Annotated in this window: 19 protein-coding genes, 1 tRNA gene and 1 pseudogene; 15 read left to right on the top strand and 6 right to left on the bottom strand. The window is 70.1% G+C overall.

Translation table 11 applies throughout. The features are described 5' to 3' along the window. Positions 1-970: 970 nt before the first annotated feature. A complete protein-coding gene (locus MXD60_RS17280; RefSeq protein ID WP_248820345.1) occupies positions 971-2,188 on the top strand; it encodes a CaiB/BaiF CoA transferase family protein in 1,218 nt (405 codons plus the stop codon). 51 nt (positions 2,189-2,239) lie between these two features. On the opposite strand, the gene MXD60_RS17285 is transcribed toward MXD60_RS17280, so the two are convergent. Then, the gene (locus tag MXD60_RS17285; protein WP_248820346.1) at positions 2,240-3,484 is read right to left on the bottom strand and encodes an acyl-CoA dehydrogenase family protein; all 1,245 of its coding nucleotides are present in this window, start codon (positions 3,482-3,484) and stop codon (positions 2,240-2,242) included. A gap of 211 nt (positions 3,485-3,695) precedes the next feature. Between MXD60_RS17285 and MXD60_RS17290 the strand changes: the two genes are divergently transcribed. The 5 genes from MXD60_RS17290 to MXD60_RS17310 all read left to right on the top strand — a co-directional run bounded on the left by MXD60_RS17290 (position 3,696) and on the right by MXD60_RS17310 (position 8,808). Further along, the gene (locus MXD60_RS17290; protein WP_248820347.1) at positions 3,696-4,535 is read left to right on the top strand and encodes an SDR family oxidoreductase; all 840 of its coding nucleotides are present in this window, start codon (positions 3,696-3,698) and stop codon (positions 4,533-4,535) included. Between the two features lie 61 nt (positions 4,536-4,596). Continuing rightward, positions 4,597-5,835 carry an amidohydrolase family protein gene (locus MXD60_RS17295; RefSeq protein WP_248820348.1) on the top strand — a complete coding sequence of 413 codons (1,239 nt, stop codon included), beginning with the start codon at positions 4,597-4,599 and terminating at the stop codon, positions 5,833-5,835. 39 nt (positions 5,836-5,874) lie between these two features. Beyond that, positions 5,875-6,708, top strand: a complete 834-nt coding sequence (locus MXD60_RS17300) for an enoyl-CoA hydratase (protein WP_248820349.1) — start codon at positions 5,875-5,877, stop codon at positions 6,706-6,708. 83 nt (positions 6,709-6,791) lie between these two features. Continuing rightward, a complete protein-coding gene (locus tag MXD60_RS17305) occupies positions 6,792-7,943 on the top strand; it encodes an acyl-CoA dehydrogenase family protein (RefSeq protein ID WP_248820350.1) in 1,152 nt (383 codons plus the stop codon). A gap of 43 nt (positions 7,944-7,986) precedes the next feature. Next, a complete protein-coding gene (locus MXD60_RS17310; RefSeq protein ID WP_248820351.1) occupies positions 7,987-8,808 on the top strand; it encodes an enoyl-CoA hydratase-related protein in 822 nt (273 codons plus the stop codon). Between the two features lie 68 nt (positions 8,809-8,876). Here the strand turns inward: MXD60_RS17310 and MXD60_RS17315 are convergent, their stop codons facing one another. The 3 genes from MXD60_RS17315 to MXD60_RS17325 all read right to left on the bottom strand — a co-directional run bounded on the left by MXD60_RS17315 (position 8,877) and on the right by MXD60_RS17325 (position 11,078). Further along, positions 8,877-10,022 carry a thiolase family protein gene (locus MXD60_RS17315; RefSeq protein ID WP_248820352.1) on the bottom strand — a complete coding sequence of 382 codons (1,146 nt, stop codon included), beginning with the start codon at positions 10,020-10,022 and terminating at the stop codon, positions 8,877-8,879. A 1-nt stretch (position 10,023) separates the two neighbouring features. Continuing rightward, complete coding sequence (locus MXD60_RS17320; RefSeq protein WP_248820353.1) at positions 10,024-10,464, bottom strand: Zn-ribbon domain-containing OB-fold protein; 441 nt, start codon at positions 10,462-10,464, stop codon at positions 10,024-10,026. A 164-nt stretch (positions 10,465-10,628) separates the two neighbouring features. Continuing rightward, the gene (locus MXD60_RS17325; protein ID WP_248820354.1) at positions 10,629-11,078 is read right to left on the bottom strand and encodes a MarR family transcriptional regulator; all 450 of its coding nucleotides are present in this window, start codon (positions 11,076-11,078) and stop codon (positions 10,629-10,631) included. A gap of 76 nt (positions 11,079-11,154) precedes the next feature. Between MXD60_RS17325 and MXD60_RS17330 the strand changes: the two genes are divergently transcribed. Both MXD60_RS17330 and MXD60_RS17335 read left to right on the top strand, forming a co-directional pair. Further along, on the top strand, positions 11,155-12,459 hold the full coding sequence (locus tag MXD60_RS17330) for an acyl-CoA dehydrogenase family protein (protein WP_248820355.1): 1,305 nt from the start codon (positions 11,155-11,157) through the stop codon (positions 12,457-12,459). Next, positions 12,452-13,432: a phosphotransferase family protein gene (locus MXD60_RS17335; protein ID WP_248820356.1), complete on the top strand. Its 981-nt coding sequence runs from the start codon at positions 12,452-12,454 to the stop codon at positions 13,430-13,432. Before MXD60_RS17330 ends, MXD60_RS17335 begins: the two co-directional genes overlap by 8 nt. Positions 13,433-13,482: 50 nt before the next feature. On the opposite strand, the gene MXD60_RS17340 is transcribed toward MXD60_RS17335, so the two are convergent. Beyond that, positions 13,483-14,142 (bottom strand): TetR/AcrR family transcriptional regulator, encoded by a 660-nt coding sequence (locus MXD60_RS17340; protein WP_248820357.1) that lies wholly within the window; start codon positions 14,140-14,142, stop codon positions 13,483-13,485. Between the two features lie 140 nt (positions 14,143-14,282). On the opposite strand from MXD60_RS17340, the gene MXD60_RS17345 reads away from it, so the two are divergent. From MXD60_RS17345 to MXD60_RS17375, 7 genes and pseudogenes are all read left to right on the top strand, one after another. Next, positions 14,283-16,010, top strand: coding sequence for an N-acyl-D-amino-acid deacylase family protein (locus MXD60_RS17345; protein WP_248820358.1), 1,728 nt, complete (start codon positions 14,283-14,285; stop codon positions 16,008-16,010). A gap of 16 nt (positions 16,011-16,026) precedes the next feature. Beyond that, positions 16,027-17,250 carry an amidohydrolase family protein gene (locus tag MXD60_RS17350; protein ID WP_248820359.1) on the top strand — a complete coding sequence of 408 codons (1,224 nt, stop codon included), beginning with the start codon at positions 16,027-16,029 and terminating at the stop codon, positions 17,248-17,250. A gap of 296 nt (positions 17,251-17,546) precedes the next feature. Further along, a complete protein-coding gene (locus MXD60_RS17355) occupies positions 17,547-18,320 on the top strand; it encodes an EthD domain-containing protein (protein WP_248820360.1) in 774 nt (257 codons plus the stop codon). Positions 18,321-18,330: 10 nt separating this feature from the next. Further along, on the top strand, positions 18,331-19,281 hold the full coding sequence (locus tag MXD60_RS17360) for a TIGR03564 family F420-dependent LLM class oxidoreductase (RefSeq protein WP_248820361.1): 951 nt from the start codon (positions 18,331-18,333) through the stop codon (positions 19,279-19,281). A gap of 115 nt (positions 19,282-19,396) precedes the next feature. After that, positions 19,397-20,296 (top strand): SDR family NAD(P)-dependent oxidoreductase, encoded by a 900-nt coding sequence (locus MXD60_RS17365; RefSeq protein WP_248820362.1) that lies wholly within the window; start codon positions 19,397-19,399, stop codon positions 20,294-20,296. A gap of 253 nt (positions 20,297-20,549) precedes the next feature. After that, a tRNA-Leu gene (locus MXD60_RS17370) sits at positions 20,550-20,634 on the top strand. Between the two features lie 599 nt (positions 20,635-21,233). Next, positions 21,234-21,778 (top strand): annotated as a pseudogene (locus tag MXD60_RS17375) (IS6 family transposase). 380 nt (positions 21,779-22,158) lie between these two features. Here MXD60_RS17375 and MXD60_RS17380 read toward each other — a convergent pair. Next, positions 22,159-23,307, bottom strand: a complete 1,149-nt coding sequence (locus MXD60_RS17380) for a hypothetical protein (RefSeq protein WP_248820363.1) — start codon at positions 23,305-23,307, stop codon at positions 22,159-22,161. Between the last annotated feature and the right edge of the window lie 538 nt (positions 23,308-23,845).

The raw sequence follows: 23,845 nt of genomic DNA on the forward strand, positions 1-23,845 counted from the left end.
AAGAGCCCGGTGACGCGAGAGTGTCACGCCGGGATCTGCGGGAGCCCGGGGGTGCGATTCCCCCGGGCCACCCGACCCCGGACTGTTCGCTCACTGGGCGTGGATGCCTAAGTTCTGACGGATCAGGTGAGAAGGGCGGAGTGACGAGAGATCGTCACGTTCCGTTCTGTGGGAGCCCGGGGGTGAAATTCCCCCGGGCTACCCGGCGCTCTTGGCTGATCCTGGCATCGAGTCGTGGGCTCCGCAGGGTCACGATGCGCTGCTCGTGGAGCGGCGCCGATTGCCACTCTCCGTAGTTGCTGGCGAGTGGATCTCGCTCGTGGCCTGGCTGGCAGGCAGGTCAGATATTGCGCATACACAGTGCCTTCTCGCGCGGCCTTCTCGCGCGCCTTCGGCCGGTGGCGCCGTGCGGCGGTGGCGCCGGCTACTGCCAAGGGTGACTGTTTGTCCCGGGTTCGAACGGCAAGATCAGGGCCGCTGCCGGCCTGTCGACGCTGGGCATGCGGGTCCGCTCGGTGATCGAGATGGATTCTTGACGGTTGGTGAGGGAGGTTCTAGTCCGGCGGCCCGAATCGAGGAACTGGTCGTGGCCCGCCTGCCGCCGTTCCTCTCGACGTCCGAGCGAGATCTGTCCGTCTCTCGGGAACTGTCGCTGGGCGGGTCCGCCGGCGCCGGAGGGCAGGAGTCGTCGTGTCCTGGTCGTCGCGTGGCGGACCTGGGACGTCACGTGCGGACAGCTGCTTTCGGCGGTGGTTCGACCAGCGACGAGACGAGGTCCGGCGCGCGCGGTGTGGAGAACGCCTTCCGCCTCGGCGGCCGATCGACGACAAGATCGAAGAGCGGGTTGACGGGTGCACGGAAAGCGGCCAAACTCAAATCTGACATCGATTTTAATTTTCATCGAGAGTGATGTCGATCTTCTGTGTCAACCATCCACGCGAAGCACGATTCTCACTGGGAGGCGCTGCGTATGACTGCGATCCTGCAAGGGGTCCGCGTCCTCGAGGTGGCCGAGCACACCTTCGTTCCCGCGGCCTCCGCCATGCTCGCGGATCTCGGCGCCGAGGTGATCAAGATTGAGCACGTCGAGCGCGGTGACGCGATGCGGGGCCTGGAGTCCACCGGGATGGCGGCCATCGAGGGCAACGTCCACGCCCTGCTCGAGCACTCCAACCGAGGCAAGCGCAGCCTGGGTCTCGACCTGACCTCGCCCGACGGCCGGGAGATCCTTTACAAGCTGGCGGCGACGGCCGACGTCTTCCTGACCAACAAGCTGCCGCGGGTCCGGACCAAGCTGCGGATCGAGGTGGAACAGCTCCGTGCGGCCAATCCGAAGATCATCTATGCGGCCGGGACGGGGCAGGGCGAACGCGGGCCGGACGCGGACAAGGGCGCCTACGACTCGCTTGCCTTCTGGATGCGCGCCGGGACGGCGATGGGGGTCATGCGACCCGAGTACGACCTGATCCCGAACCCGCCCGGCCCCGGCTGGGGGGACTCGGTCGGCGCCATCACCATCGCCGGTGGCGTCATGGGGGCGCTGTTCCACCGGGAGCGCACCGGGGAGCCGACGACGGTCGACATCTCGCTGTTCGGCACCGGGCTGTGGGCGATGGGCCAGGCCATGGCGCTGTCCCTGCTGCGGAAGGAGCCATGGCTGGCGCCACCGGCGGACAAGGCCACGGCCAATCCGCTGGTGGGCAGCTACGCGACCAGCGACGGTCGCAACATCATGCTCACCTGCCTGCAGGCCGGCGCGTACTGGCCGGCGCTGTGCGAGATCCTCCAACGGCCGGACCTCGTCACGGACCCCCGCTTCGCCGACCACGCCTCGCTGATCGCCCACGCGCGGGAGGCGAAGGCGATCCTCGAGGAGCTCTTCGCCCAGGCGCCCCTCGACGAGTGGCGACGTCGCCTGGAGCCCTTCATCGGGCAGTGGGCGGTCGTCCAGCACACCCTGGAGGCCGCTGCCGACCCGCAGACCATCGCCAACGGCTACATCCAGGACTGCGTGACGGCACAGGGCACACCGTTCCAACTCGTGGCGGTACCTATCCAGTACGACGGCGAGCCGGCCGTCCCGACGCGGGCACCGGAGTTCAACGAGCACGGCGACGAGATCCTCGCCGAACTCGGCCTGGACTGGGACACCGTCGTCGACCTGAAGGTCCGCGGCGTCGTCGCCTGATCCACCCACCGGGCCCCTGTCGCCGCGGGGCCCGGTGGCCAGGTCCGCATGTCAGCCTCGACGTACCTCGCGGAACGGGATCTGGCGGTCCAGGGCTGGCTCGCGGGGCATGCCGAGCACCCGTTCGCTGATCACGTTGCGGGCCATCTCGGACGTGCCGCCCCCGATCGACCCGACCTGGCGGATGAGGAAGCCCGTGCCGATGTCCGCCGTCGCCGGGTCCCCGGCGTCCCAGGCGGCGCCGTCCGGGCCCACGAGCTCGAAGGCGATCGAGGTGGTCCGCTCGTTGGCGACGGCGTGGAACAGCCGGCCGACCGCCGCGGACTGGTCCGACACCCGCCCGCTGGCCATCGCCGCCGCGAGCCGGTCCGCCAGCGCGCGGCCGGTGACCGCGAGGGTGTAGGCCTCCCCGACGAGGTCGCGGGCCAGCGGGTCGTCACCGCGGCCGGTCGCCTGGGCCAGCGCGAGCAGGCTGCCGGTGTCGCTGCCGTGGCCGCCGCCGCCATGGGTCGCGTAGGGCGAGCTCATGCCGAGCCGCTCGTGGTACAGCCAGCGGACACCGACGGACCAGCCGCCGTCGACCTCGCCGATCCGGTAGGTGTCGGGAATCCGCACGTCGGTCAGGAACTCCTGGCAGAACTCCCGCGAGCCGCTGACCAGTTCGATACGGTGGACATCGATCCCGGGAAGATCGATGGGGAACATGAAGACGGTCAGCCCGCGGTGCTTCGGGACATCCCAGTTCGTGCGGGCGAGGCAGAGCGCCCAGTTGGACCACCACGCGCCGGTGGTCCAGATCTTCGAGCCGTTGAGGACCCACTCGTCGCCCTCGCGCACGGCTGTCGTGACGGCCCCGGCGACGTCCGAGCCACCGCTGGGCTCGGACAGGAACTGCATCCAGAGCTCGTCGCCGCGCAGGATCGCCGGCAGATGCTGCTTCTTCTGCTCCTCGGTGCCGAACTCGAGCAGCACCGCCGCGCACTGGGCGATCGACGGCGACTGCAGGCGCATCGGGTGCTCGTAGCCGCGCAGCTCCTCGTTCAGTACGGCCTGGTGCTCCGGGGTGAGGCCCTGACCGCCGTACTCCCGGGGGAAGCAGATCCCGGCCAGCCCCGCATCGGCCAGGAGACGCTGGATCTCCTGGTCGCGGGCCACGGCGGCGAGTTCGTCGGCGTCGCTGCGCCCACCGCGCAGGCCGCTCGCCATGCTCTCACGGGCCGGGCCGAGGTGCGCGCGCACGAACGCCCGGGCACGCTCGCGGAAGTGGGCAAGGCTCTCGGTTCCGGTCGTACTCATGCTTCCCCATCCCACGCTTCGGCGGCTGGTCGGTGCGGCCGGCGGGTCTCGGACCGACCCGAGGTGGTCCTGATCGACCGTTGCACGCGCGACATCCGGTCGCTACTGTCAAGCTAGATTGAAGTTGACATCGATGTAGATACTAGCAGTGGCCGCGGCCAGCGGTGGTGGCGAACCACAGCACTGCCTCAGGACCAACAGGGAGCCGTACATGACCGAAACCAGCGAGCCGGCTCCGGGCGTTGTCGCGATCTCGGGAGCGGGGACCGGGATCGGACAGGTCACCGCGCGCAGGTTCGGCGAGCTGGGTTGGCGGGTCGTCATCGGCGGACGCCGCGCCGAGAAGCTCGCGCGGACCGCGACGCTGGTCGAGGAGGCGGGCGGCTCCTGCCTCGCCCACGACCTCGATGTGACCGACGCGGAGTCCGTGGACCGCTTCTTCACCGCGGCCGAGGACAAGTTCGGCACCGTGACCGCGGTCATCAACAACGCCGCGACCGGCCGGTTCGGCCCGCTGGAGGACTTCACCCCCGCCGAGATCGACGCCGAGATCGCCACCAAGCTCACCGGTGGGCTCTACATGGCCCAACGCGGTGTCCGAGCACTGCGGGCCGCCGGCCGCGGCGGCGACATCCTGTTCATGACCTCGCTGAGCGCGGCGAAGGAATGGCTGCACCACATTCCCTACGCGGCCGCCAACGCCGGGGTGGAACACGCCGCCCGGATGCTGCGCCTGGAACTCGAGGGCACCGGTATCCGCGTCACGGCGCTGCGCTGTGGCGAGACGATCGGCACCGACTTCGGCACCCGCGAGGGGGAGAACGGTCGCGGGCTGGCCGCCTACCAGCTGTGGTTCCGCCGCGGTCTGCTCCGCCACGCCGGCATGATGACGCCCGACGTCGTGGCGGGCGCCATCGTCGCGGCGGTCACGCTGCCGGCCGGATACCAGTACGAGACCCTGACCGTCACCCCGACCGCGCCAGCCGGCGAGCTGCCCGTCACCTTCGAGTCGTGGGGTGCGGACGTGTTCGGCCGCCACGGCTACTTCTGACCGTCCGCGGGCCGCCCGGCACGCCGTCGGCACGCGGGCCCGCTTCGTGAGGAGAGGTTTCTTGTCCCGGTTCATCGACTATCCCGTGTTCGACGCCGACAACCACATGTACGAGACCACCGACGCGTTCACGAAGTACCTCCCGCAAAGCCACGCCGGCCTCGTGAAGTACGTGGAGGTCAACGGCCGGACCAAGATCGCGCTACGTAACCAGATCAGCGAGTACATCCCGAACCCGACCTTCAGCGTCGTCGCTCCGCCCGGCGCGCAGGAGATCGAGTTCCGGCTGAAGAACCCGTCGTCGAAGACGAAGCCCGGTGACATCGAGGCGGCTCCGCCGCCGAGGTACATCCGTTCCGTCCCGGCGTACTTCAACCCGGCCGATCGACTGGAGCTCATGAACGAGCTGAGCATCGACCGGGCGATGATGTGGCCGACCCTGGCCAGCCTGCTCGAGGAGCGCCTCGCGGACGATCCCGACGCCACCGCTGTCGTCGTCCACGCGCTCAACGAGTGGATGCACGAGCACTGGACGTACAACTACGAGAACCGGATCTTCCCGACTCCGGTGATCACCCTGCCGATCGTCGACGAGGCGCTGCGCGAGCTCGACTACGTCGTCGAGCGCGGCGCCCGGGCGATCCTGGTCCGCCCGGCCCCCGTGCCGGGGTACAGCGGGCGGCGCCGGTCGTTCGCCCTGCCGGAGTTCGACCCGTTCTGGAAGCGGGTGGAGGAGGCCGGCATCGCCGTCGGCATGCACGCCTCGGACGACGGCTCCCAGCGCTACCTCAACGACTGGGAGGGCGCCAGCGGCGAGGAGTACCTGCCGTTCAAGAGCCGGCACTCGATCTTCCACACCATCGTGGCCAGCGAGCACCGCTGCATCAAGGACCAGATCACCTCGATCATCGGCCACGGCCTGGCCCTGCGGTTCCCGAAGCTGCGCTTCCTGCCGATCGAGAACGGCAGCTCCTGGGCCCGGCCACTGGTGGCCCAGTTCGAGAAGCTCTACGAGCGCAACCCGGGCCTGTTCGACGAGGACCCGATGGTGACCTGGCGGCGCAGCATCTTCGTCCACCCGTTCCACGAGGAGGACGTCGTCGGCCTCGTCGAGCTGCTCGGCGCGGACAACGTGCTCTTCGGCTCGGACTATCCGCACCCGGAGGGCCTGTTCGACCCGGTGACCTTCATCGACGAGCTGGACGGGCTCAGCGGCGAGGAGAAGCGCAAGGTGATGGGGGCCAACCTGGCCCAGGTCATGGGCGTCGACCCCGCCGAGAAGCTCCTCGTCCCGGCCTGATCCCGGCCCGTCGCACCGAGAATCGGAAAGTGAGGCCTGATGGGTGACACGGTGCTCTACGAGCGGCGCGATGAGATCGGTTTCATCACGCTCAACCGCCCGGAGGCGGCGAACGCGCAGAACCGGCGGCTGACCTACGACCTGGACGAGGCGTTCACCGCCTTCGCCCGGGACGACGAGGCCAGGGTGGCGGTGCTGCGCGGCGCCGGGAAGCACTTCTCCGCGGGGCATGACACCAGGCCGTCGGGCGACGACGGCGGCGAGCGTCGACCGGTCACCCTGTGGTGGGACCACCGGGGCAAGGAAATCACCGGTGAGGGGCTACTGGCCTTCGAGGAGGAGCTCTACCTCGGGATGTGCCGCCGCTGGCGGGAGCTGCCCAAGCCGACGATCGCGGCGGTGGCCGGGGCCTGCATCGGCGGCGGCCTCTCGCTGGCCTGGTCCTGCGATCTGATCCTGGCCAGCGACGACGCGTTCTTCGCCGACCCGGTCGTGTCGATGGGCTGCCCGGGCATCGAGTTCTTCTGCCACCCGTGGGTGCTCGGGCCGCGCCTGGCCAAGGAGTTCCTGTACACCGGGGAGCGCATGCCGGCCCAGCGGGCCTACGAGATCGGCATGGTGAACCGGGTGGTGCCACGCGCCGAGCTGGACGCGGCCGCCACCGCGCTGGCGACGCGCATCGCCGAACGCCCCCGCTACGCGCTGGCGTTGACGAAGAAGGCGGTGAACGCCTGCGAGGACGAGATGGGGCTGCGGTCGGGGATGGAGACCTCGTTCGCCCTGCACCAGCTGTCGCACGCGCACAACACGAACATCTCGGGCTTCCCGGTGCTCGTCACCGACCCGGCGAAGCTCAAGACCGCCTCCCAGTAGCGGCGCGGCGCGGCCGTCGTGGTCGCTCCCGGGGCAGGGAAACACCGGACCCGTGTGTCGGGACCGCTTGATCGGAGGCATGGGTGAAGTTGGGGTTGACCGCCGACCAGGACCTGTTGGTCGGCACGACACGCAAGTTCCTGCAGAACACCGTCCCGACCGCGGTGCTGCGCGCGCTGCGCGACGATCCGTCCGGCTACCCGGGCGACTACTGGACGGCGGGCGCCGAGCTGGGCTGGACGTCGCTTCTGGTCGCCGAGGAACACGGCGGCGGCAGCGTGAGCGACGACGGCCTGGGCGATCTGGCGCTGGTGGCCCACGAGTTCGGGCGGCACGCCGCGCCGGGACCGCTCCTGGCGACCAATGTGGTGGCCTCGGCGCTCTCCCGGATCGCCGGCGCCTCGGTGGACGACGCGCTGCCCCGGATCTGCGCCGGGGAGATGGTCGCCGCCTGGTGCCTCGGCGAGCCGGTTCCGCACGCCGGCCTGGGCGAGGTCGCGACGACCGCCGTGGCGGACGGCGGCGACTGGGTGCTGTCCGGGACCAAGGGGCCGGTCGAGCACGCGGCGCAGGCGGAGCTCCTCCTTGTCACGGCCCGCACCGGTGACGGCCTGACCCAGTTCCTGGTCCCGGCCGAGTGCCCGGGCGTCACGGTCACGCCGCTTTCGTCGCTGGACACCGTCCGCCGGTTCGCCCGCGTCCACTTCGACGACGTGCGGGTCCCGTCGACGGCGGTGCTCGGCGAGGTCGGCCAGGCCGCGGACGAGGTCGAACGGCAGCTGCGCGAGGCGCTGGTCATCCAGACCGCGGAGATGGTCGGGGCGATGGACCGGGCGTTCGAGCTCACGGTCGCCTGGGCCGGCGACCGTTACTCGTTCGGCCGGCCGCTGTCGTCCTACCAGGCCCTCAAGCACCGGTTCGCGGACATGAAGATGTGGCTGGAGGCGAGCCACGCGGTGGCGGACGCGGCCGCGGCGGCCGTCGGCGGCGGTGGGGACCAGGCGGGCGAGCTCGTCAGCGTCGCCAAGTCGTACATCGGCCAGTACGGTCCCGCGCTGTGCCAGGACTGTGTCCAGCTCCACGGTGGTATCGGCCTGACGTTCGAGCACGACCTGCACCTGTACCTGCGCCGGGTGTCGGTGGGCAGTGCGCTGCTGGGCACCGCGCGGGAGCACCGGCTGCGGATCGCCGGCCTGCTCGAGGCCCGGGAGCGGGCGGCGGTCGTCGCGGCGTGAGGGCGGTTCGGCTGGTCGGATCGGCGGGGTCGAGGCGAGGGCGATGAAGGTGAGCGGGACGAGCGTGGCGCACGACGAGCGGGAGATTCTGACCGAGACTCGGGGCCGGGTCCGCATCGTCACGCTCCACCGCCCGAAGTCCCGCAACGCGCTGACGCCGACGATGGCCGTGTCCTACGCGGCGGCGCTGCGCGCGGCGGACGACGATCCCCGGGTTCGCGTGATCGTGGTGACCGGTGCGGGAGCGGGCTTCTGCTCGGGTGCCGACCTCACCGTGCTGGATCAGGGCGCCACGGGGAGCAGGGGGTTCCGGCCGCCCCGCGAGGACCTGCCCGACCTCGCGCTGCGGCTGCGCAAACCGGTGATCGCCGCGGTCAACGGCGCGGCGGTGGGCCTTGGCTTCGCCTACATGCTGGGCAGCGACCTCCGCTTCGCCGCCGAGTCCGCGAAGTTCGTCACCGCGTTCTCCCGGCTGGGCCTGGCCGCCGAGTACGGCGTGTCCTGGCTGCTGCCGCGCCTGGTCGGCCTTCAGCCGGCGCTGGACCTGCTGTTGTCCGGGCGCGCGGTGAGCGCGGGGGAGGCCCTGTCGATGGGGCTCGTCCACCGCGTCGTCCCGGACGAGGAGCTGCTGGCGACCACGGTCGCGTACGCCGCAGACCTGGCGGACAACTGCGCGCCGTCCTCCCTGGCGACCATCAAGCACCAGGTCTACGGCGATCTCGACCGGACGCGGGCGGACGCGCTGTCCGACACGCTCGCGCGGATGGATGAGGCCTTCGCCGGACCCGCGCTGCGGGAGGCCATGACCGCCCGCGCGGAGAAACGCGCCCCGGCGTTCGACCCACTGCCGCCCCGGCGCGACTGACGGACCGTTTCGCCGAGCCTCGCCGGGCAGCTCAGCCCCCCGGCGAGGCTTCGCGCCTGCGCCGGGGGTCAGGTGCTGAGGATGGAGACGCCGGCCGTGCCGGGGGCGCCGTAGAGCTGGGCGTAGCCGACGCGTGGGGTGCCGGGGACCTGGCGGTCGCCGGCCTGGCCGCGCAGCTGGCGGACGAGTTCGTGGATCTGGCGCAGGCCGGAGGCGCCGATCGGCTCGCCGTTGGCGATGAGGCCGCCGTCGGTGTTGACGGGCAGGCGCCCGCTGATCTCGGTGGCGCCTTCGGCGAGAAGCTTCTCCTGGTCGCCGTCGGCGCAGAAGCCGTTCTCGGCCATGTGGATGATCTCGGCACCGGCGTCGGTGTCCTGGAGCTGGATGACGTCGACGTCCTCGGGCCCGATCCCGGCCGTCTCGTAGGCGGCGCGCGAGGCGTACACCGTCGGCGCCGGGGTGTGTTCCACCGCGGCCCAGGTGGCGTGCACCTCGTGGGCGCCGTAGCTGCGGGTGCGCAGCGCGGTGGCCCGCAGCAGGATCGGGTGGGAGGTGTAGCGGTGGGCGATGTCGGCGCGGCAGAGCACGACCGCGGCGGCGCCCTCGTCGGGGCTGCAGAACATGTAGTTCGTCAGCGGGTAGTTGAGCATCTTCGAGTCGAGGATCTGCTGTTCGGTGAGCGGCTTGCGGCGAAACGCGTTGGGGTTCAGCCCGCCGTTGCGGTAGTTCTTCGCGGCGACCCGGGCGAGGGTCTGGGCGGAGATCCCGTGGTCGTGCATGTAGCGGTTGATCTTCATGCCGAAGAACTTGGTGGTCAGGAAGTGGCCGATGTCGCCATACCAGCTGGGCGCGCTGTAGTGCACCGGGTCGGCGGTGAAGGCGCCGTGGCTGTGCTTGTCCATGCCGACCGCGACGCCGAGGTCGTACTTGCCGTAGCGGATGGCGTCGGCGGTCAGTTCCAGGGCGGTCGCGGCGGTCGCGCAGCCGTTGTAGACGTCCATGAAGGGGATGCCGGTCAGGCCGAGCAGGCCGACGACGGCGTCGGGGTTGTCGACCTCGCGGCTGCCGCCGAAGGCGAACTGGACCTGCTTCCACTCGACGCCGGCATCCGCGAGCGCGGCGCGGATCGCCTCGGCGCCCATCTGGATCGCCGACTTGTCGCCGAACCGTCCGAACGGGTGGATGCCCACCCCGATGATCGCGACGTCGGTCATCTCAGCGGTTCCCTTCAACGGGCTCGACGGGCGTGAAGGCGTAGGACATCACCTGGGTGCCGTCCTCGTCGGTGCGAAACGGGAAAATCACCAGCCGCAGCCGCATGCCGAAGCTGATCCGCGCCGGGTCGGCCACGGTGAGGCGGCCCTCGACGCGCACCTCGTCGCCCAGCTGGACGAGGCCCACGGCGAACGGAGTGAACGTCTCCGGCGTCTCGCCGCTGGCGTAGGGCTCCTTGGGCAGGAACGCCTGCGTCGTCCAGGTCCACAGCGTCCCCTCGCGGGGCAGCAGGTGGCGCGCCATCTCCACCGAGCCGCAGCGCGGGCAGGACGGCTGCTCCGGGAAGGTCACCGCCGCGCACTGCTGGCAGCGCGACCCGATCAGCGCGGGATCGTCCGCCGGCCAGGTGAACACGTCGGGCGCGAACGCGATCTGTGTCATCTGCGCACTCCTCGCATGTCCGCGCGTGCGCGGACCCGTCACCACGACCAACCAGACCGGGCCGTCCAACGCCGAACCTGCTGCCCGTCCGGCGTGGCGCTGTGCCCGCGGCCGACTGTAGCAAAGTGTCGATATCGACGTCGACTTTGGCGGCGGCGTGGGGTTCAGTCCGCTCGGCGCAGGTCGTCCACCAGGCGCAGGATCTTCTCGGCGAGGTCGTCAAGTTCCTCCGGCTGCCAGTCCCGCAGCTGCCGGGCGAGCATCTCGTCGTTCGCCTCGTGGAGGCGCTGGGACGCCTCCCGGCCGCGCGGGGTCGCTTCGATGATCGTCACCCGCGCGTCGGCACGGTCCAGCCGGCGGTCGATGTAGCCGCCGTCCTCGAGCAGACGCAGTTGGCGGCTGAGCGCGTTCGGCGCCATGTGGGTCTGGCTGGCGAGCCTGGAGGCGGGCATCGGGCCGTGCTCCACCGCCTTGTCGAGCACGTCGAGCGCGGCGAAGTTCAGGTCGAACCCGGCGCGTTCGACATGCAGCGCGACCAGCTTGCGGCTGCGGGCGAAGCGGGTGAGCGCGCTGATCGCCTCGTTGAGGTGGCGTCGACTGGCTTCGGTGGACATCGACGTCTATGGTAACACTTCACTAGGTGAAGTTATCACCCAGTGAACGATCTTGTCTGGTGAGGTGGGCGCGACGATGGCGTGGGACTTTCAGACGGACCCCGAGTTCCAGCAGCAGCTGGACTGGATCCGCGAGCTGGTGATCGGTGAGATCGAGCCGCTCGAACTCATCCGGCCGCGGTTGAACCGGCAGGAGTGGGCCGACGCCACCGAACCGATCAAGCAGCGGGTGAAGGAGCGGGGCCTGTGGGCGGCGCACCTCGACCGTGAGCTCGGCGGTCAGGGGCTGGGGCAGGTGCGTCTCGCGCTCATGCACGAGATCCTCGGCCGCACGCCGTCGGCGCCGAGCCTGTTCGGCAACCAGGCGCCGGACTCCGGCAACAGCGAGCTGCTGGCCGTCGGGGCCAACGAGGAGCAGAAGGAGCGGTGGCTGTGGCCGCTGCTCGACGGTCGGCTCAGCTCGTCGTTCTCGCTCACCGAACCGGACACCGCCGGCTCCGACCCGACGCAGATCCGCACGACCGGCATCCTCGACGGGGACGCGTACGTCCTCAACGGTCGCAAGTGGTTCGCCTCGAACGCGGCCGACGCCGACTTCATCCTGGCGATGGTGGTGACGAACCCCGACGCCAAACCGCACGAGCGGGCGTCCATGATCTGCGTCGAGAAGGGGACGCCGGGCCTGAACATCGTCCGGGACGTCGGCACGATGAGCCACCCCTGGCCGCACCACAACGACGTGCATTCCGCCGGGCACGCCGAAATCCTCTTCGAGAACTGCCGGGTTCCGAAGGAGAACCTCATCGGCGCGCCGGGCAGCGGGTTCCTGCTGGCCCAGAAGCGGCTCTCCGGCGGGCGGATCCACCACGCGATGCGGTGGATCGGCCAGAGCCAGCGGGCGTTCGACATGATGTGCGAACGCGCGGTGAGCCGCACGCTGCACGGCCGCCCGCTGGGCGAGAAGCAGTTCATCCAGGACTTCGTCACCGAGTCCCGCACGGAGATCGACGCGGCCCGGCTGCTCACTCTGCACGCGGCCTGGCACTGGGACGCCTACGGCGCGTCGGCCAGCCGGGTGCAGATCGCCCAGATCAAGTACTGGGGCGCCCGGATCCTCTACAACGTCATCGACCGGGCGATCCAGACGCACGGGGCGCTGGGATTCTCCACCGACCTGCCGCTGGAGGCCATGTACCGCAGCGCCCGCAACTTCCGCATCAGCGACGGCGCCGACGAGGTGCACAAGAGCTTCATCGCCCGCCAGGTCCTCAAGGGCTACACCCCGGTGGAGGGCTATCCGACCGACCATGTTCCGACGCGCCGCGCCGCGGCCGAAGAGCGCTTCGCTCACCTGCTCACCGCGGCGAGCGCCAATGCGTGACGAACTGGCGAGGTGGCTGGACCGCGACGACCTGGTGATCGAGCAGGTCTCCGGGGGAGCGTCGAACCTGACCTTCCGGGTCCGCACCGGGGACGACGACTGGATTCTGCGCCGCCCGCCGCTGCGGGCCGTGCTGGCCACGGCGAACGACATGCGCCGCGAATGGACCGCCCAGCAGGCGTTGCACGGGTCGGCGGTGCCGGTGCCCCGGATCATCCGGACGTGCGAGGACGAATCGGTGATCGGCGCACCGTTCTACCTGATGGAGCGCCTCGACGGCATCGTGTTCAGCGACGCGGGTGCCGTCGGGCACCTCACCCAGGCCGACGCGCGGGCCTGTTCGTTCGAGCTCGTCGACGTTCTCGTCCGGCTGCACGGCGTCGATCCCGCCGCGGTCGGACTCGCCGAGTTCGGCCGGCCGGCCGGCTTCATGCGGCGTCAGCTGTCCCGATGGCTGACGCAGTGGGAGAGGTCGAAGCGGCGGGAGCGTCCGGCGATCGACGAGATCGCCCGGCGCCTGGCCGCGGCCCTGCCCGCGGAAGGGCCGGCGGCGATCGTGCACGGGGACTACTCGTTCAACAACACGATGTTCTTCCGTGAACCACCGACCCGGATGCAGGCGCTGCTGGACTGGGAGCTGTCGACCCTCGGCGACCCGTTCACCGATGTCGGCACCCTCGCCGTCTACTGGGGTCGCGCCGGCGAGCTGATGTGGCGCTCGCGGCCGAACCCGCAGCCACACCGGGCGAACGCGGGCTTCCCGTCGACCGACGAGATCCTCGAGCGCTACGCCGCCACGAGCGGGCGCGACCTCGCCACCATCGGCTTCTACCAGGCCTTCGCGATGTACAAGCTGGCGGTGATCACGGAGGGGGTGCGGGCCCGCCAGGAGGCGACGCCCGGTCAGGTCGTGGACGACGACACGATCATCGGCGAACTCGCGGACCTGGCGCTCGAGACACTGCCGGGATGAAGGACCCCCTGCCCGCACGCGCGTCGTGACCGCCCGGACGTCGTGCGGGCTCAGAGGGGAGCAGGCGCCCCGGGCGCCGCGAGGGCCGCGCTGATCCATTCCTGGCAGGCCTCCCGCGCCCGGGGTCTGCTGATCAGGTTCGCGTCGACGAGCAGGCTCGCGGCGAGGCCGCGCAGCAGGCTCTGCAGCAGGATCGCCGCGGTCGCCGGGTCGGTGTCCGCCCGGACCGAGCCGTCGAGCTGGCCCGCCGCGATCAGGTCGGCCCAGCCGTCGTGGCTGCGCCGGTCGGCCTCGACCATGCCCTCCACGGACGCCTCCGCCGGAAAGGTCGCCCCCCACATGACGATCAGCGCGCGGTCGTCTGTGGCGGGGTCCGCGAACCGTTCGAGATAGGTGTCGACGGCCGATCGCAGGCAGTCCAGGCCGAGGATGTCCTCGACCCGGCGCCCGCCGCGCTCCGCGGCGGCGACCATGGCGTCGTTGATCCTGTTCTGGGCTCGTTGCGCGAGCCGGGCCAGGAGCATGTCCTTCGACCCGAAGTGGTGGTTGGGCAGGCCGCGGCTCGCTCCGGCGCGGGTGCCGATGCTCGCCAGCGACGCCCGTTCGACGCCGCGTTCCGCCACCAGCTCGGCCGCCGCGTCCAGCAGGGCCTCCTCGGACTCCTGCCGCCGATCGATCTGCCTACGGCGCCGGGTGGCGGTCGAATCCATGACGGCAGAGTACTTCTCCGCTCACCAGATGCCGTCGTTTCCCCGCTAACTTGTTGAACGCTTAACAAGTATGTTAGTTTGCTCGCACCGCAACACCTGGATCCGAGGGGACTCCCCGGGAACGACCGGAGGACGAGCAGATGGCCCTGTACGACATCGTGATCAAAGGTGGCACCGTCATCGACGGGCTCCGCACGCCTCGCTACAAGGCCGACGTGGCCATCAGGGACGGTCGGATCGTCCAGATCGGGGTCGTGGACGCCGCGGACGGCGCCGAGGTGGTCGACGCGACCGGCAGGATCGTCGCGCCCGGCGTCGTGGACATCCACACCCACTACGACAGCCAGCTCTTCTGGGACCCGTGGTGCACGATGTCGGGCTGGCACGGCGTCACCACCGTGCTCATCGGCAACTGCGGCTTCGGTTTCGCGCCGTGCCGGCCCGAGGACCAGGACCGCACGATGCTCAGCCTGTCCCGCAACGAGGCGGTGCCGGTCAAGACGATGCGCGCCGGCATGCCCTGGGACTGGGTCACCTACCCCGAGTTCCTCGACAGCGTCGAGCGCACGCCCAAGGGCGTGAACGTCATGTCGCTCGTCCCGCTGGCGCCGCTGTACGCCTACGTCGTCGGTGTCGACAAGGCCAAGCGGGACCGGGCGTCGGACGAGGAACTCGCGCGGATGTGCGCGCTGCTCGTCGAAAGCATGGAGGCCGGCGGGGCGGGGTGGAGCTCGCAGATCTCGGGCGACGCCTTCAACGTGCAGCTCGACTTCGACGGCACGCCGATGGTCACGGACATGATGACCGAACGTGAGATCACCGCGTTCTCCCGGGCGCTGCGCCAGGTCGGCCGCGGCACCACCCAGATGACCGGGCAGATCGAGACCGCGGCGCTCATCGCCCGCGAGAGCGGCCGCCCGACCATCTGGAACGCCCTCGCCCCCACCGGCTCGGTCAACCAGCACGGCGAGTCGCAGCTACCCCACCGGGCGATCATCGAACGCCTCGACGAGCTCAACGAGAAGGACGGCCTGCGGGTCTTCGCCTCCGCCCAGATCGTGCGCTTCCAGTCCGAGATCGTCCTGGAGAACTACAACCTCATGGACATCTCCCCGGCCTGGAAGGAGGCCGGCCTCGGCACGCTGGAGGAGAAGATCGCCAAGTTCGCCGACCCCGAGCGCCGCCCGGCGCTGCGGGCGGCGGTCGACCAGCTGGGCGGCGGTTTCGGTGCCGCCAGCTACCCGCTCGCCGAGATCACGGTCAACTGGATCACCAGCGACGCCCGCGACGCGCTGGCGCTCAAGGAGCGCTACGAGGGATTCACCATCGGCGAGATCGCCGCCCGCGAGGGCAAGCACCTGGTCGACGCGATGCTCGACATCGCCGTCGCCGGCGATCTCAACGTCGGGTTCGGCACGACGATGATCGACATGGACCCCGGGGCGGTCAGGGAGGTCGCGTCCGCCGCGGTGGCGTTGCCCGGCATCAGCGACGGCGGCGCGCACACCAAGTTCATCACCACCGGTCGCTTCGCCACCGAACTGCTCGGCCACTGGGTCCGCGAGCACGAGATCATGTCGCTCGAGGAGGCGCACTGGCGGCTGTCCGCCTACCCCGCGATGGCGGTCGGGCTGCGCGACCGGGGTTCCATCGCCGAGGGCCGACCCGCCGACATCATCGTCTACGACCCCGACACCGTCGACGCGCTGCCCCAGGAGCGGCTGTTCGACTATCCGGCCGGCGAATGGCGCCTCGTCCAGAAGGCCGTCGGCTACGACCGGATCATCGTGAACGGAAAGACCACCTTTGTTGACGGCGTCTGCACGGACGAGACGCCGGGCAAGCTGCTGCGCCACGGCACCGCCTGAGGGGGGAGACGACGACATGAGCGAGTTGGCCACGGCCACGGAAATCCACCGATTGTTCGACGCGGACAACCACTACTGGGAGACCTCCGACGCGTTCACCCGGCACCGCGATCCGAAGTTCGCCGAGCGCGGGGTCCAGCTTCGGGAGATCGACGGCCTGCTGCGGTATGTCGTCGACGGCGTGCCGATCGAGGTACTGCCCGGACCGGCCGATGTGCATCCGCGGCCGCTGCCCGGTGCCTTTCTCGACTTCTTCCAGGGCGGCACCAGCCGGGATGTGTTCGAGTCACGGTTCACCGAGCGGCCGGCCGACCATCCGGACTGGTTCGAACGCGACGCCCGGCTGCGCGTGATGGACACCCAGGGGCTCGACTACACCTGGCTGTTCCCGTCGCAGGGCGTGGTGGTCGAGCCCTACCTGCACAGTGACCTCGACGCGACGATCGAGTGCTACCGGGCCTTCAACCGGTGGCTCGAGGAGCAGTGGGGGTTCGCCTACCAGGACCGCATCTTCGCCGTCCCCTACATCACGATGTGCGATCCGGATGCGACGTTGCGCGAGCTCACATGGTGTCTCGACCGCGGCGCCCGGGTGGTGAACATCCGCTGCGGCGCGGCCGTCACGCGCGCCGGCAACCGGTCACCCGCCGACCCGATGTTCGACCGCTTCTGGGGCCTCGCGGCGGAATCGGGCATCGTCGTCGCCGTGCACGACGGCGAGGACAGCACCTACACGAAGATCTACGAGCTGATGGGCGAGGCCTGGGGCGAGCCGCACATGGGTGGCATCGCGCCCGGCGACACCGACACCATGGGTCAGTCCTCGACCTTCTCCGGTCTCATCAAGAACCGCGTCGTCCACGACTTCGCCTACGTCCTCGTCGCCCACCGGCTCTTCGAACGATTCCCGACGCTGAAGGTCTCCTTCGTGGAGTTCGGTGGCGCCTGGGTGCCGTCGCTGCTGCGGAGCCTGGACTACCTGGCGCACGGCGGAGGTTTCACGAGCAGTCCCCGCGATCAGTTCATCGAGCACTGCTGGGTTGCGCCGTTCGTCGAGGAGAACATCCAGGAGCTGGCCCGTCTCCTGCCCGTCGAACGCATTCTCTTCGGCTCCGACTGGCCCCACGGTGAGGGCTTTCCCGTTCCGAAGGACTTCCTTGCCAACGTCGCCGGATTCACACCGGACGAACAGCGGCGCATCATGTACGACAACGCCCGGGAGCTCACCTTTCCGCGCTGAGGCGGCACCGGGCACGGCCTTCGCGGGCCGTGCCCGGCCCGGCCGTGTCCACACCGGCCGGGCCGCGGTGTCGGTTGCGGGTGGTGAGGAAGTCGCTACGTCAAGCGGCCTTTCTGGCCTCGTCGCACCCCCCAGGGAGCGCCATCGCCGGTCGGCGGGTCTGGATCGGCCCTGGCGCCACATGGTCTTCGTCTGTATATTGACGCCGACGTCAATGTCTAACTTCGCCGATAGTGCCCGCGTTGACCGGGTGGCGTTGGTGGGGTCGGGCGGGACCTGGGGGTGCGGCCGCAGCCATGGAAAAAGTCGTTGTCGTCGGCTATCGGGCGGCCGGTGCGCCCGCGCTCGAACGCGCCGACATCGTCGCGCTCAACCACCGCCTGCTCGCGGAGCTCGACGTCGACCGGTATCCGGGGATCGCCCTGCAGGTCGAGGACCACGAGACGAGTCGGCGCTGGCAGGGGGAGCGGTTCACGGCCTCCCGTCGGGTCGCCGCGCTGCTCGGGGTGTGGGCCGAGTCGGCTGACGACCCGAGCGACGTGACGCGCCTGGTCGGCGAGGTGTGGCCGGACCACGCGGCAAGCGTGGTGACGGAGACCGTCATCCGGTGGCGGACCGGGCGCGCGACGAACCCGACGGAGCCACAGCCCGGCTGGACGGTGACCTCCCCGCTGTACCGCGCACCGTCGATGACCCGCGATGAGTTCGTGCGGCACTGGATCGACGTGCACCAGCCCATGTCGCTGCGGATCCACCCGCAGGACACCTACGTCCGCAACATCGTCACCCGGGTCCTGAGCCCCGCGGCCCCCCAGTTCGACGCCATCGCCGAGGAGGGCTTCGTCGCGGCCGAGGACATCCTGGAGCCGGCCCGGTTCTTCGGGGCCGACCTGCGCGGGACCACCTGGCGGGACAACGCCGCCGTGATCGGCGACGACGTGCGCCTCTTCCTCGACGCCCAGCACACGGCGGCGACGGCGATGCGCGAGTACCGGCTGCGGGAGATCAGGCGGCCGCGCGCCGGCGACGTGGCCGCACCGGAGCAGCTCTCAGCCCGGACCAGGACATGAAGGAGCACCCATGAGACTCGGCATGTCGCTGGCCAGCGGTAACCGCCCGCTGTCCGCCTTCCTCGACCAGATCTCCCACCACGAGGAGGCTGGCCTGGACACCGTGTGGTGCAGTCAGCTCTTCGGGATCGACGCCCTCACCGTCTTCGCGCTCGCCGGCGCGCGGACGACCCGCATCTCGTTCGGCACGGCCATCATCCCGACCTACTCCCGCCATCCGCTGCAGCTCGCCTCGGCGGCCCTCACCACCCAGGCCGCGACCGGCAACCGGCTGACCCTCGGCATCGGGTCCTCGCACCGCGCGCTCGTCACCGACGCGCTCGGCCTCGACTACCAGCGTCCCGCCGCCTACCTGCGGGAGTACCTCAGCGTCCTGCCCGGTCTGCTGCGCGGTGAACGCCTGTCCCACCGCGGTGAGCTGCTCAACGTCGACACCACCGGTACCTTCGGCCCGCCCCAGGTCGTGGGGGCCGAAGCGCCGCCCGTCCTCGTCGGCACGATGTTCCCGATCTCCCTGAAGATCGCCGGGACGTTCGCCGACGGCATCGTCACGTGGCTCGTCGGCCCGCGCGCCCTGGCCGACGAGGTGATTCCGACGGTCCGTGCCGCCGCGGCCGCGGCGGGTCGACCTCAGCCGCGCGTCGTCGCCGGCATACCCGCCGCCGTCTGCGCGTCAGCCGACGCCGCGGGGCACCGGGATCTGATCAACCGACGGCTCGCCGGCTTCACCGCGCTTCCCGTCTACCAGCAGGTACTCGCCCGTGAGCAGGTCACCGAGCCCGCGGACCTCGCCGCCGTCGGCGACGAGGAGGCGGTGGCCGCCCGGCTGGCGGCCTACGCCGAGGTGGGTGTCGACGAGGTGCACGGCATCTGCTTCGGCGACGACGCCACGCTTTTCCGCACGGCCGAGTTCTTCGGTGACCGCGCCCGCGCGAACGCCAGGACGGCATCGCCGGTGTGATCCAGCGTGTCGGTCGGGGGCGGCCGCGGCCATCCCCGTGGCGACGCCGACCGTGCCATCCGCGGTCGGGTCCAGATTGATGAGCCGAGAGACACCATCACAAGGAGTGCGGTTCATGAGCCAGCTGACAGATGAGGTCGCGCTTGTCACGGGTGCCGGGCGCGGCATCGGGCGCGCGATCGCGCTCCGCTTCGCCGAGGAGGGCGCGGCCGTCGTGGTGACGGCCCGGTCCAGCGATCAGATCGACGAGACAGTGGCTCTTATCAAGGCCGCCGGCGGCCGGGCCGCGGCGATCCCCGCCAACGTGACCGACCTGGACGCGGTGCAGGCGGTGCTGGACTTCACCAGGAAGGAGTTCGGCCCGGTCTCCCTGCTGGTGAACAACGCGGGCGGTGGCGTCCGCGGCTCGGCCGGCAAGTTCGAGACCATGGAGCCGTCGGCCGTCGTTCGTGGCCTGAACGTGAACCTCGTCGCGGCGATGCTGACGACCCGGCTGGCGTTGCCGGACATGATCGCGGCCAGCCATGGGCGCATCATCAACATGGCCAGCGGTGCGGGCATGCTCGCCATGCCCTACGTGGTTCCCTACGGTGTCGCCAAGACCGGTGTCATCCGGTTCTCCGAGATGCTCGCCCTCGAAATGGAAGGGCGCGGCATCTCGGTCTTCTCGATCACCCCGGGCAATGTGCTCAGCAAACTGACCGACCCGATCTGGCCGCAGCGCGAGACGCTCGCGGCGAACCCGCCCGAGGGCTTCTCGTGGATCTTCCCGCCGGGCCACGAGCTGGAGGACAAGGGCTGGTACCCGCCGGAGCGGGCGGCGGAGCTCTGCGCCTTCCTCGCCTCCGGCCGGGCAGACGCGGTGTCCGGACGCTTCTTCTCCGTCCACTACGACGAGGTCGAGATCGCCGCCCAGGCGGAACGCGTCGTCAGCGACGAGCTCTACACACTGCGCCTCCAGACGCTCGCCGGCCCGGAGCCGGCCATCATCTACGGCGACCGAGCGAAGAAGTAGTCCCGACGCCCGGCAGGGAACGGGCACACCGGTGTCCCCTGGTGGCGCGCGACCAGGGGACACCGTCCTGGGGCCACCAGGGGATCCGGCGGCGCAGGTGGCGTCGGGACGCCCGGTGGCCCCCGCAGGGTGGGTCAGCCCGGCCGCCGGGACCGTGCGGGCCTTGATCTTCCGGTGGTCGGGGGTAGCGACAAGGGCCCTGTCCGACCGTGTAACATCTGCTGTGTGCGGGTGAGACACCCCGCGCTCACCTGTCCGGGTGGCGGAATGGCAGACGCGCTAGCTTGAGGTGCTAGTGCCCTTTATCGGGCGTGGGGGTTCAAGTCCCCCCTCGGACACTCTCTTTCGTACATGACCGTCGACGGCTTGGCCTCGGCGATCACTCTGTTACCTCCTGGCTCGTAGGTGAGTTCCAGTCCGAGTTAAGTGTAGATCTCGGCCTTGTCGGCTGGGTCGGCGTCGGCGAGGACGGCCACGATGTCGCCGGCGGCGGAGACCATGTCGCTGATCTCCTGCTCGGTCATGCGTCTGCGGCCGGTGGCGGTGCGTAGGCGGGCCTGGGCTGCGGCGCGTCCGGTGTTGGCCTTGGCGGTCCAGCGGGCGACGAGGGTGGGGGGTCGGTGCCGGCTTCGAGGGCGAGTCGGTAGCGCTCCAGTCTGGCGCCGCAGGCGGTGATGGTCCGCCGGGCCTGGGCGCGATCGGCGTCCCCCTGTCTGTCAGAGTCCCATGAGGCAGATGGATCTTTGAGACCTCTGTAGCGGTAGGGCGAGACGGGATCTTCGGACCAGTGACGTTGACCAATGGCAGACATCGCCTCCTCGAAGCAGGAGGATGGCGGGGTGAGCGGGTCTGTTGCCTGAGCGAGGTCTGGCGGTCTGGGTGCCTGACGAGTCATGATCGGATGGTGCCTCGACGTGCTGCCCGTCCGCCGGTTCCGATGTCCGAGTTCACCGGGTTCCGGTTCCCACCCGAGGTGATCGTGCTGGCAGCGCGCTGGTACCTGCGGTACGCGCTGTCGTACCGGGACGTCGATGAGACCTACGTCAAGGTCGCCAGCCGCTGGACGTACCTGTACGGGGCGGTTGACCAGCACGGGCAGGTCATCGACGTCCTCGCCAGCACACGACGCGACCAGGCTGCGGCACGCCGGTTCCTCACCGCGGCGCTGTCCCACGGCCGCTGGCCGGTCGAGGTCACCACCGACAAGGCACCCGTCTACCCGCGGATCCTCGACGAGCTGGTACCTGAGGCCTGTCACGTGGATGCCGCGCGGGAGAACAACCGGATCGAAGCCGATCACAGCCGGTTGAAAGCACGGCTCCGGCCGATGCGCGGACTGAAACGGCTGCGGTCCGTCCAGACGATCAGCGCAGGCATGCGTTGGTCCAGAACATCCGCCGCGGCCACTACGAACTCGGAATCGACACCGCCCCGCACGCACGGCTGACAGCAGCATTCACCGAACTCACCCTCGCGATCTGATCACCCACTCGACAGGGCCAGCCATGCCCTGCCCTCCCCCAATGCAACAGACCCCTCCGGCCGAAACCGAGCATATCTGCGCGTATCGGGCGCGCATTACCGATGCCGATCTCGCTGACGAAAAGCAACCGTTACCAGCAGTTCTCGAGTCCGGAGCGTTCATGCGCAGTGGCATGACCGGCAAATCGTGGTCATCACCCCTCGTCAGCCGCGCACCGACGTCCAGCCCGCCATCACGGCGTTGGTTCGGGGGACTGCACGTCAGCGACGAGCCTGGCCATCGTCGTGACTCGACGAGAGACGGGTCCATACCGTCAGGCCGCCGGGGACAACGAGAAGCGGCCGGTCGCCCTGCTTTTCCGCGCGGCCCTCTGCAGTGATCATTTGCCGGTGAGGTCGGGAAAGAACACGGCCCTGACCTCGTCGAGGAGGCCGCGATGGTCACCGCCGAAGGTGTCCGCCGCAATGTGCAGGGCGGCCGCGGCGGCGAGCAGCGGATCGGCTTCGGTGGCGTGGAACAGCGTCGGGATCGCCACCGCCTGCCGTGAGATGCCCATGAACATCGGTCCGCCGTCGAGCATCGTCGCCTCGGTCAGCGCGATCCGCCCGTCCTGGGCGAAGCGGTCCCAGACCCGGGCGGGTCCGTCGAACGGCGCAGGCAGCGGACGTCCCGCGTCCAGGGCATCCAGCGCCGGCGCGACCCAGTCCACCTGGTCCAGGCCGGCGTGGGCGTAGGCGCGTCGGGCCGCCCACCGGGCGATCGCCCGCTGCACCTGTGGCGTGGCCCCGGCGATCTGATCGAGAAGGTCCCGGTCCATCCGCGCCAGAGGGATCGCGTAGCCACCGACCTCGCGAAGCCGCGGCGTGGGCAGCCTGCCGCCCCACCGCTGCTCCTCCTCGCGTACCGCGGCCCGCTCCCGTCCCTCCTGCGCGGCCAGCTCGGCCTGGCGAACGGCCTCGGTCTCCGCGGCCTTCTGCGCCGCGGTCGGCGGCGGCGGAAGCGCGCGGGCCCAGTCATGGTGGTAGGCAGCACTGTCGTTGGTCTGGCGGATCACCCGGTCGGGCGCGGGCGGAGCGGGCCACAGCTGCAGCAGGTAGCGGTCCACCGGCTCCGCGACCTCGTCGAAGTCGACCTGCTCGGCCTCCGCGATCCGGGCGGCGTCCATCCCGGCGGCGCTGTACCGGGCCCGATAGACCCCGACCGCCGGCAGGTCGGCAACCTCATAGCCCTCGCCCATGCAGCTGGCCAGCCACAGCTCGGGTGACGCCGGGGTGAAGGAGACCTCGGCGACGTCCTCCCAGCTGTCGTCGGCCGGTGGGGGCTCGTCGTGCGCCTCGATACGCATCGGGACCTCGACAGTGTGCGGCCCGATCATCAGGAACAGTTCCCCGGGGCACCCCGCCCCGCACAGACCGTTGGACTGGCCGGCGAATGCCGCGATCATCTCCGGGCCCGACCCGTCGTCGCCGCTGCGCAGGTAGAACTGGCCATAGCTCGTCCACACCACGGCGTCGAACAGAATCCGCATCGGTGATCTCCGCATCGATCGGGTCTTCTTCGTACCAGCCGGTACCGACAATTCCGGCTGCCGCGGGTCCGCCGGCTCCGCCCCGAGCGGCGGGCGCTTTCCGGCATCATCGCGAGCGGCGGGGGACTGGACGCCGGCGGCGCGGCCTGGGCGGCATAGCTTTCGGCCTGCTCCTGGTCGCCGGCGGCGGCGTGGCGGTGAGATACGCCCGCACCGCCGTCGCCAACGTCAAGAGCTCGCATGGCACCCAGCAGTACGAAAAAATGGCATCCCCGCACCACCGCCAGTGATGCCGGCCACCCTGGTGGTAACCCATTCCATGCCCCGGGCAATCACCGACGGAGGTAGTTCGTCGTGAACAGCATGACAGCCGCGGAGATCCAAGACACTTTTCTCCTCAGCCGGGCGGACTGGCGGCGAATCGCCACCGACCCCGGAATGATCGACCCGATGGACCCGCAGGTGTCCATTCACGGGTGACGGTTCCAGTAGCCCAGTGTTGATGTTGGTTTAGGTGGCGGGGGCGGGTGTCCTGGGT

The sequence above is a fragment of the Frankia sp. AgB32 genome (assembly GCF_023243045.1).
GTDB lineage: Bacteria > Actinomycetota > Actinomycetes > Frankiales > Frankiaceae > Frankia.

Bases quoted from the DNA above. Each gene is read 5' to 3' on its own strand.
- MXD60_RS17365 (WP_248820362.1), top strand. From the start codon at position 19,397: ATGAGCCAGCTGACAGATGAGGTCGCGCTTGTCACGGGTGCCGGGCGC.
- MXD60_RS17280 (WP_248820345.1), top strand. From the start codon at position 971: ATGACTGCGATCCTGCAAGGGGTCCGCGTCCTCGAGGTGGCCGAGCAC.
- MXD60_RS17300 (WP_248820349.1), top strand. From the start codon at position 5,875: ATGGGTGACACGGTGCTCTACGAGCGGCGCGATGAGATCGGTTTCATC.
- MXD60_RS17315 (WP_248820352.1), bottom strand. From the start codon at position 10,022: ATGACCGACGTCGCGATCATCGGGGTGGGCATCCACCCGTTCGGACGG.
- MXD60_RS17285 (WP_248820346.1), bottom strand. From the start codon at position 3,484: ATGAGTACGACCGGAACCGAGAGCCTTGCCCACTTCCGCGAGCGTGCC.
- MXD60_RS17310 (WP_248820351.1), top strand. From the start codon at position 7,987: ATGAAGGTGAGCGGGACGAGCGTGGCGCACGACGAGCGGGAGATTCTG.
- MXD60_RS17350 (WP_248820359.1), top strand. From the start codon at position 16,027: ATGAGCGAGTTGGCCACGGCCACGGAAATCCACCGATTGTTCGACGCG.
- MXD60_RS17355 (WP_248820360.1), top strand. From the start codon at position 17,547: ATGGAAAAAGTCGTTGTCGTCGGCTATCGGGCGGCCGGTGCGCCCGCG.
- MXD60_RS17320 (WP_248820353.1), bottom strand. From the start codon at position 10,464: ATGACACAGATCGCGTTCGCGCCCGACGTGTTCACCTGGCCGGCGGAC.
- MXD60_RS17360 (WP_248820361.1), top strand. From the start codon at position 18,331: ATGAGACTCGGCATGTCGCTGGCCAGCGGTAACCGCCCGCTGTCCGCC.
- MXD60_RS17290 (WP_248820347.1), top strand. From the start codon at position 3,696: ATGACCGAAACCAGCGAGCCGGCTCCGGGCGTTGTCGCGATCTCGGGA.
- MXD60_RS17330 (WP_248820355.1), top strand. From the start codon at position 11,155: ATGGCGTGGGACTTTCAGACGGACCCCGAGTTCCAGCAGCAGCTGGAC.
- MXD60_RS17380 (WP_248820363.1), bottom strand. From the start codon at position 23,307: ATGCGGATTCTGTTCGACGCCGTGGTGTGGACGAGCTATGGCCAGTTC.
- MXD60_RS17340 (WP_248820357.1), bottom strand. From the start codon at position 14,142: ATGGATTCGACCGCCACCCGGCGCCGTAGGCAGATCGATCGGCGGCAG.
- MXD60_RS17335 (WP_248820356.1), top strand. From the start codon at position 12,452: ATGCGTGACGAACTGGCGAGGTGGCTGGACCGCGACGACCTGGTGATC.
- MXD60_RS17345 (WP_248820358.1), top strand. From the start codon at position 14,283: ATGGCCCTGTACGACATCGTGATCAAAGGTGGCACCGTCATCGACGGG.
- MXD60_RS17325 (WP_248820354.1), bottom strand. From the start codon at position 11,078: ATGTCCACCGAAGCCAGTCGACGCCACCTCAACGAGGCGATCAGCGCG.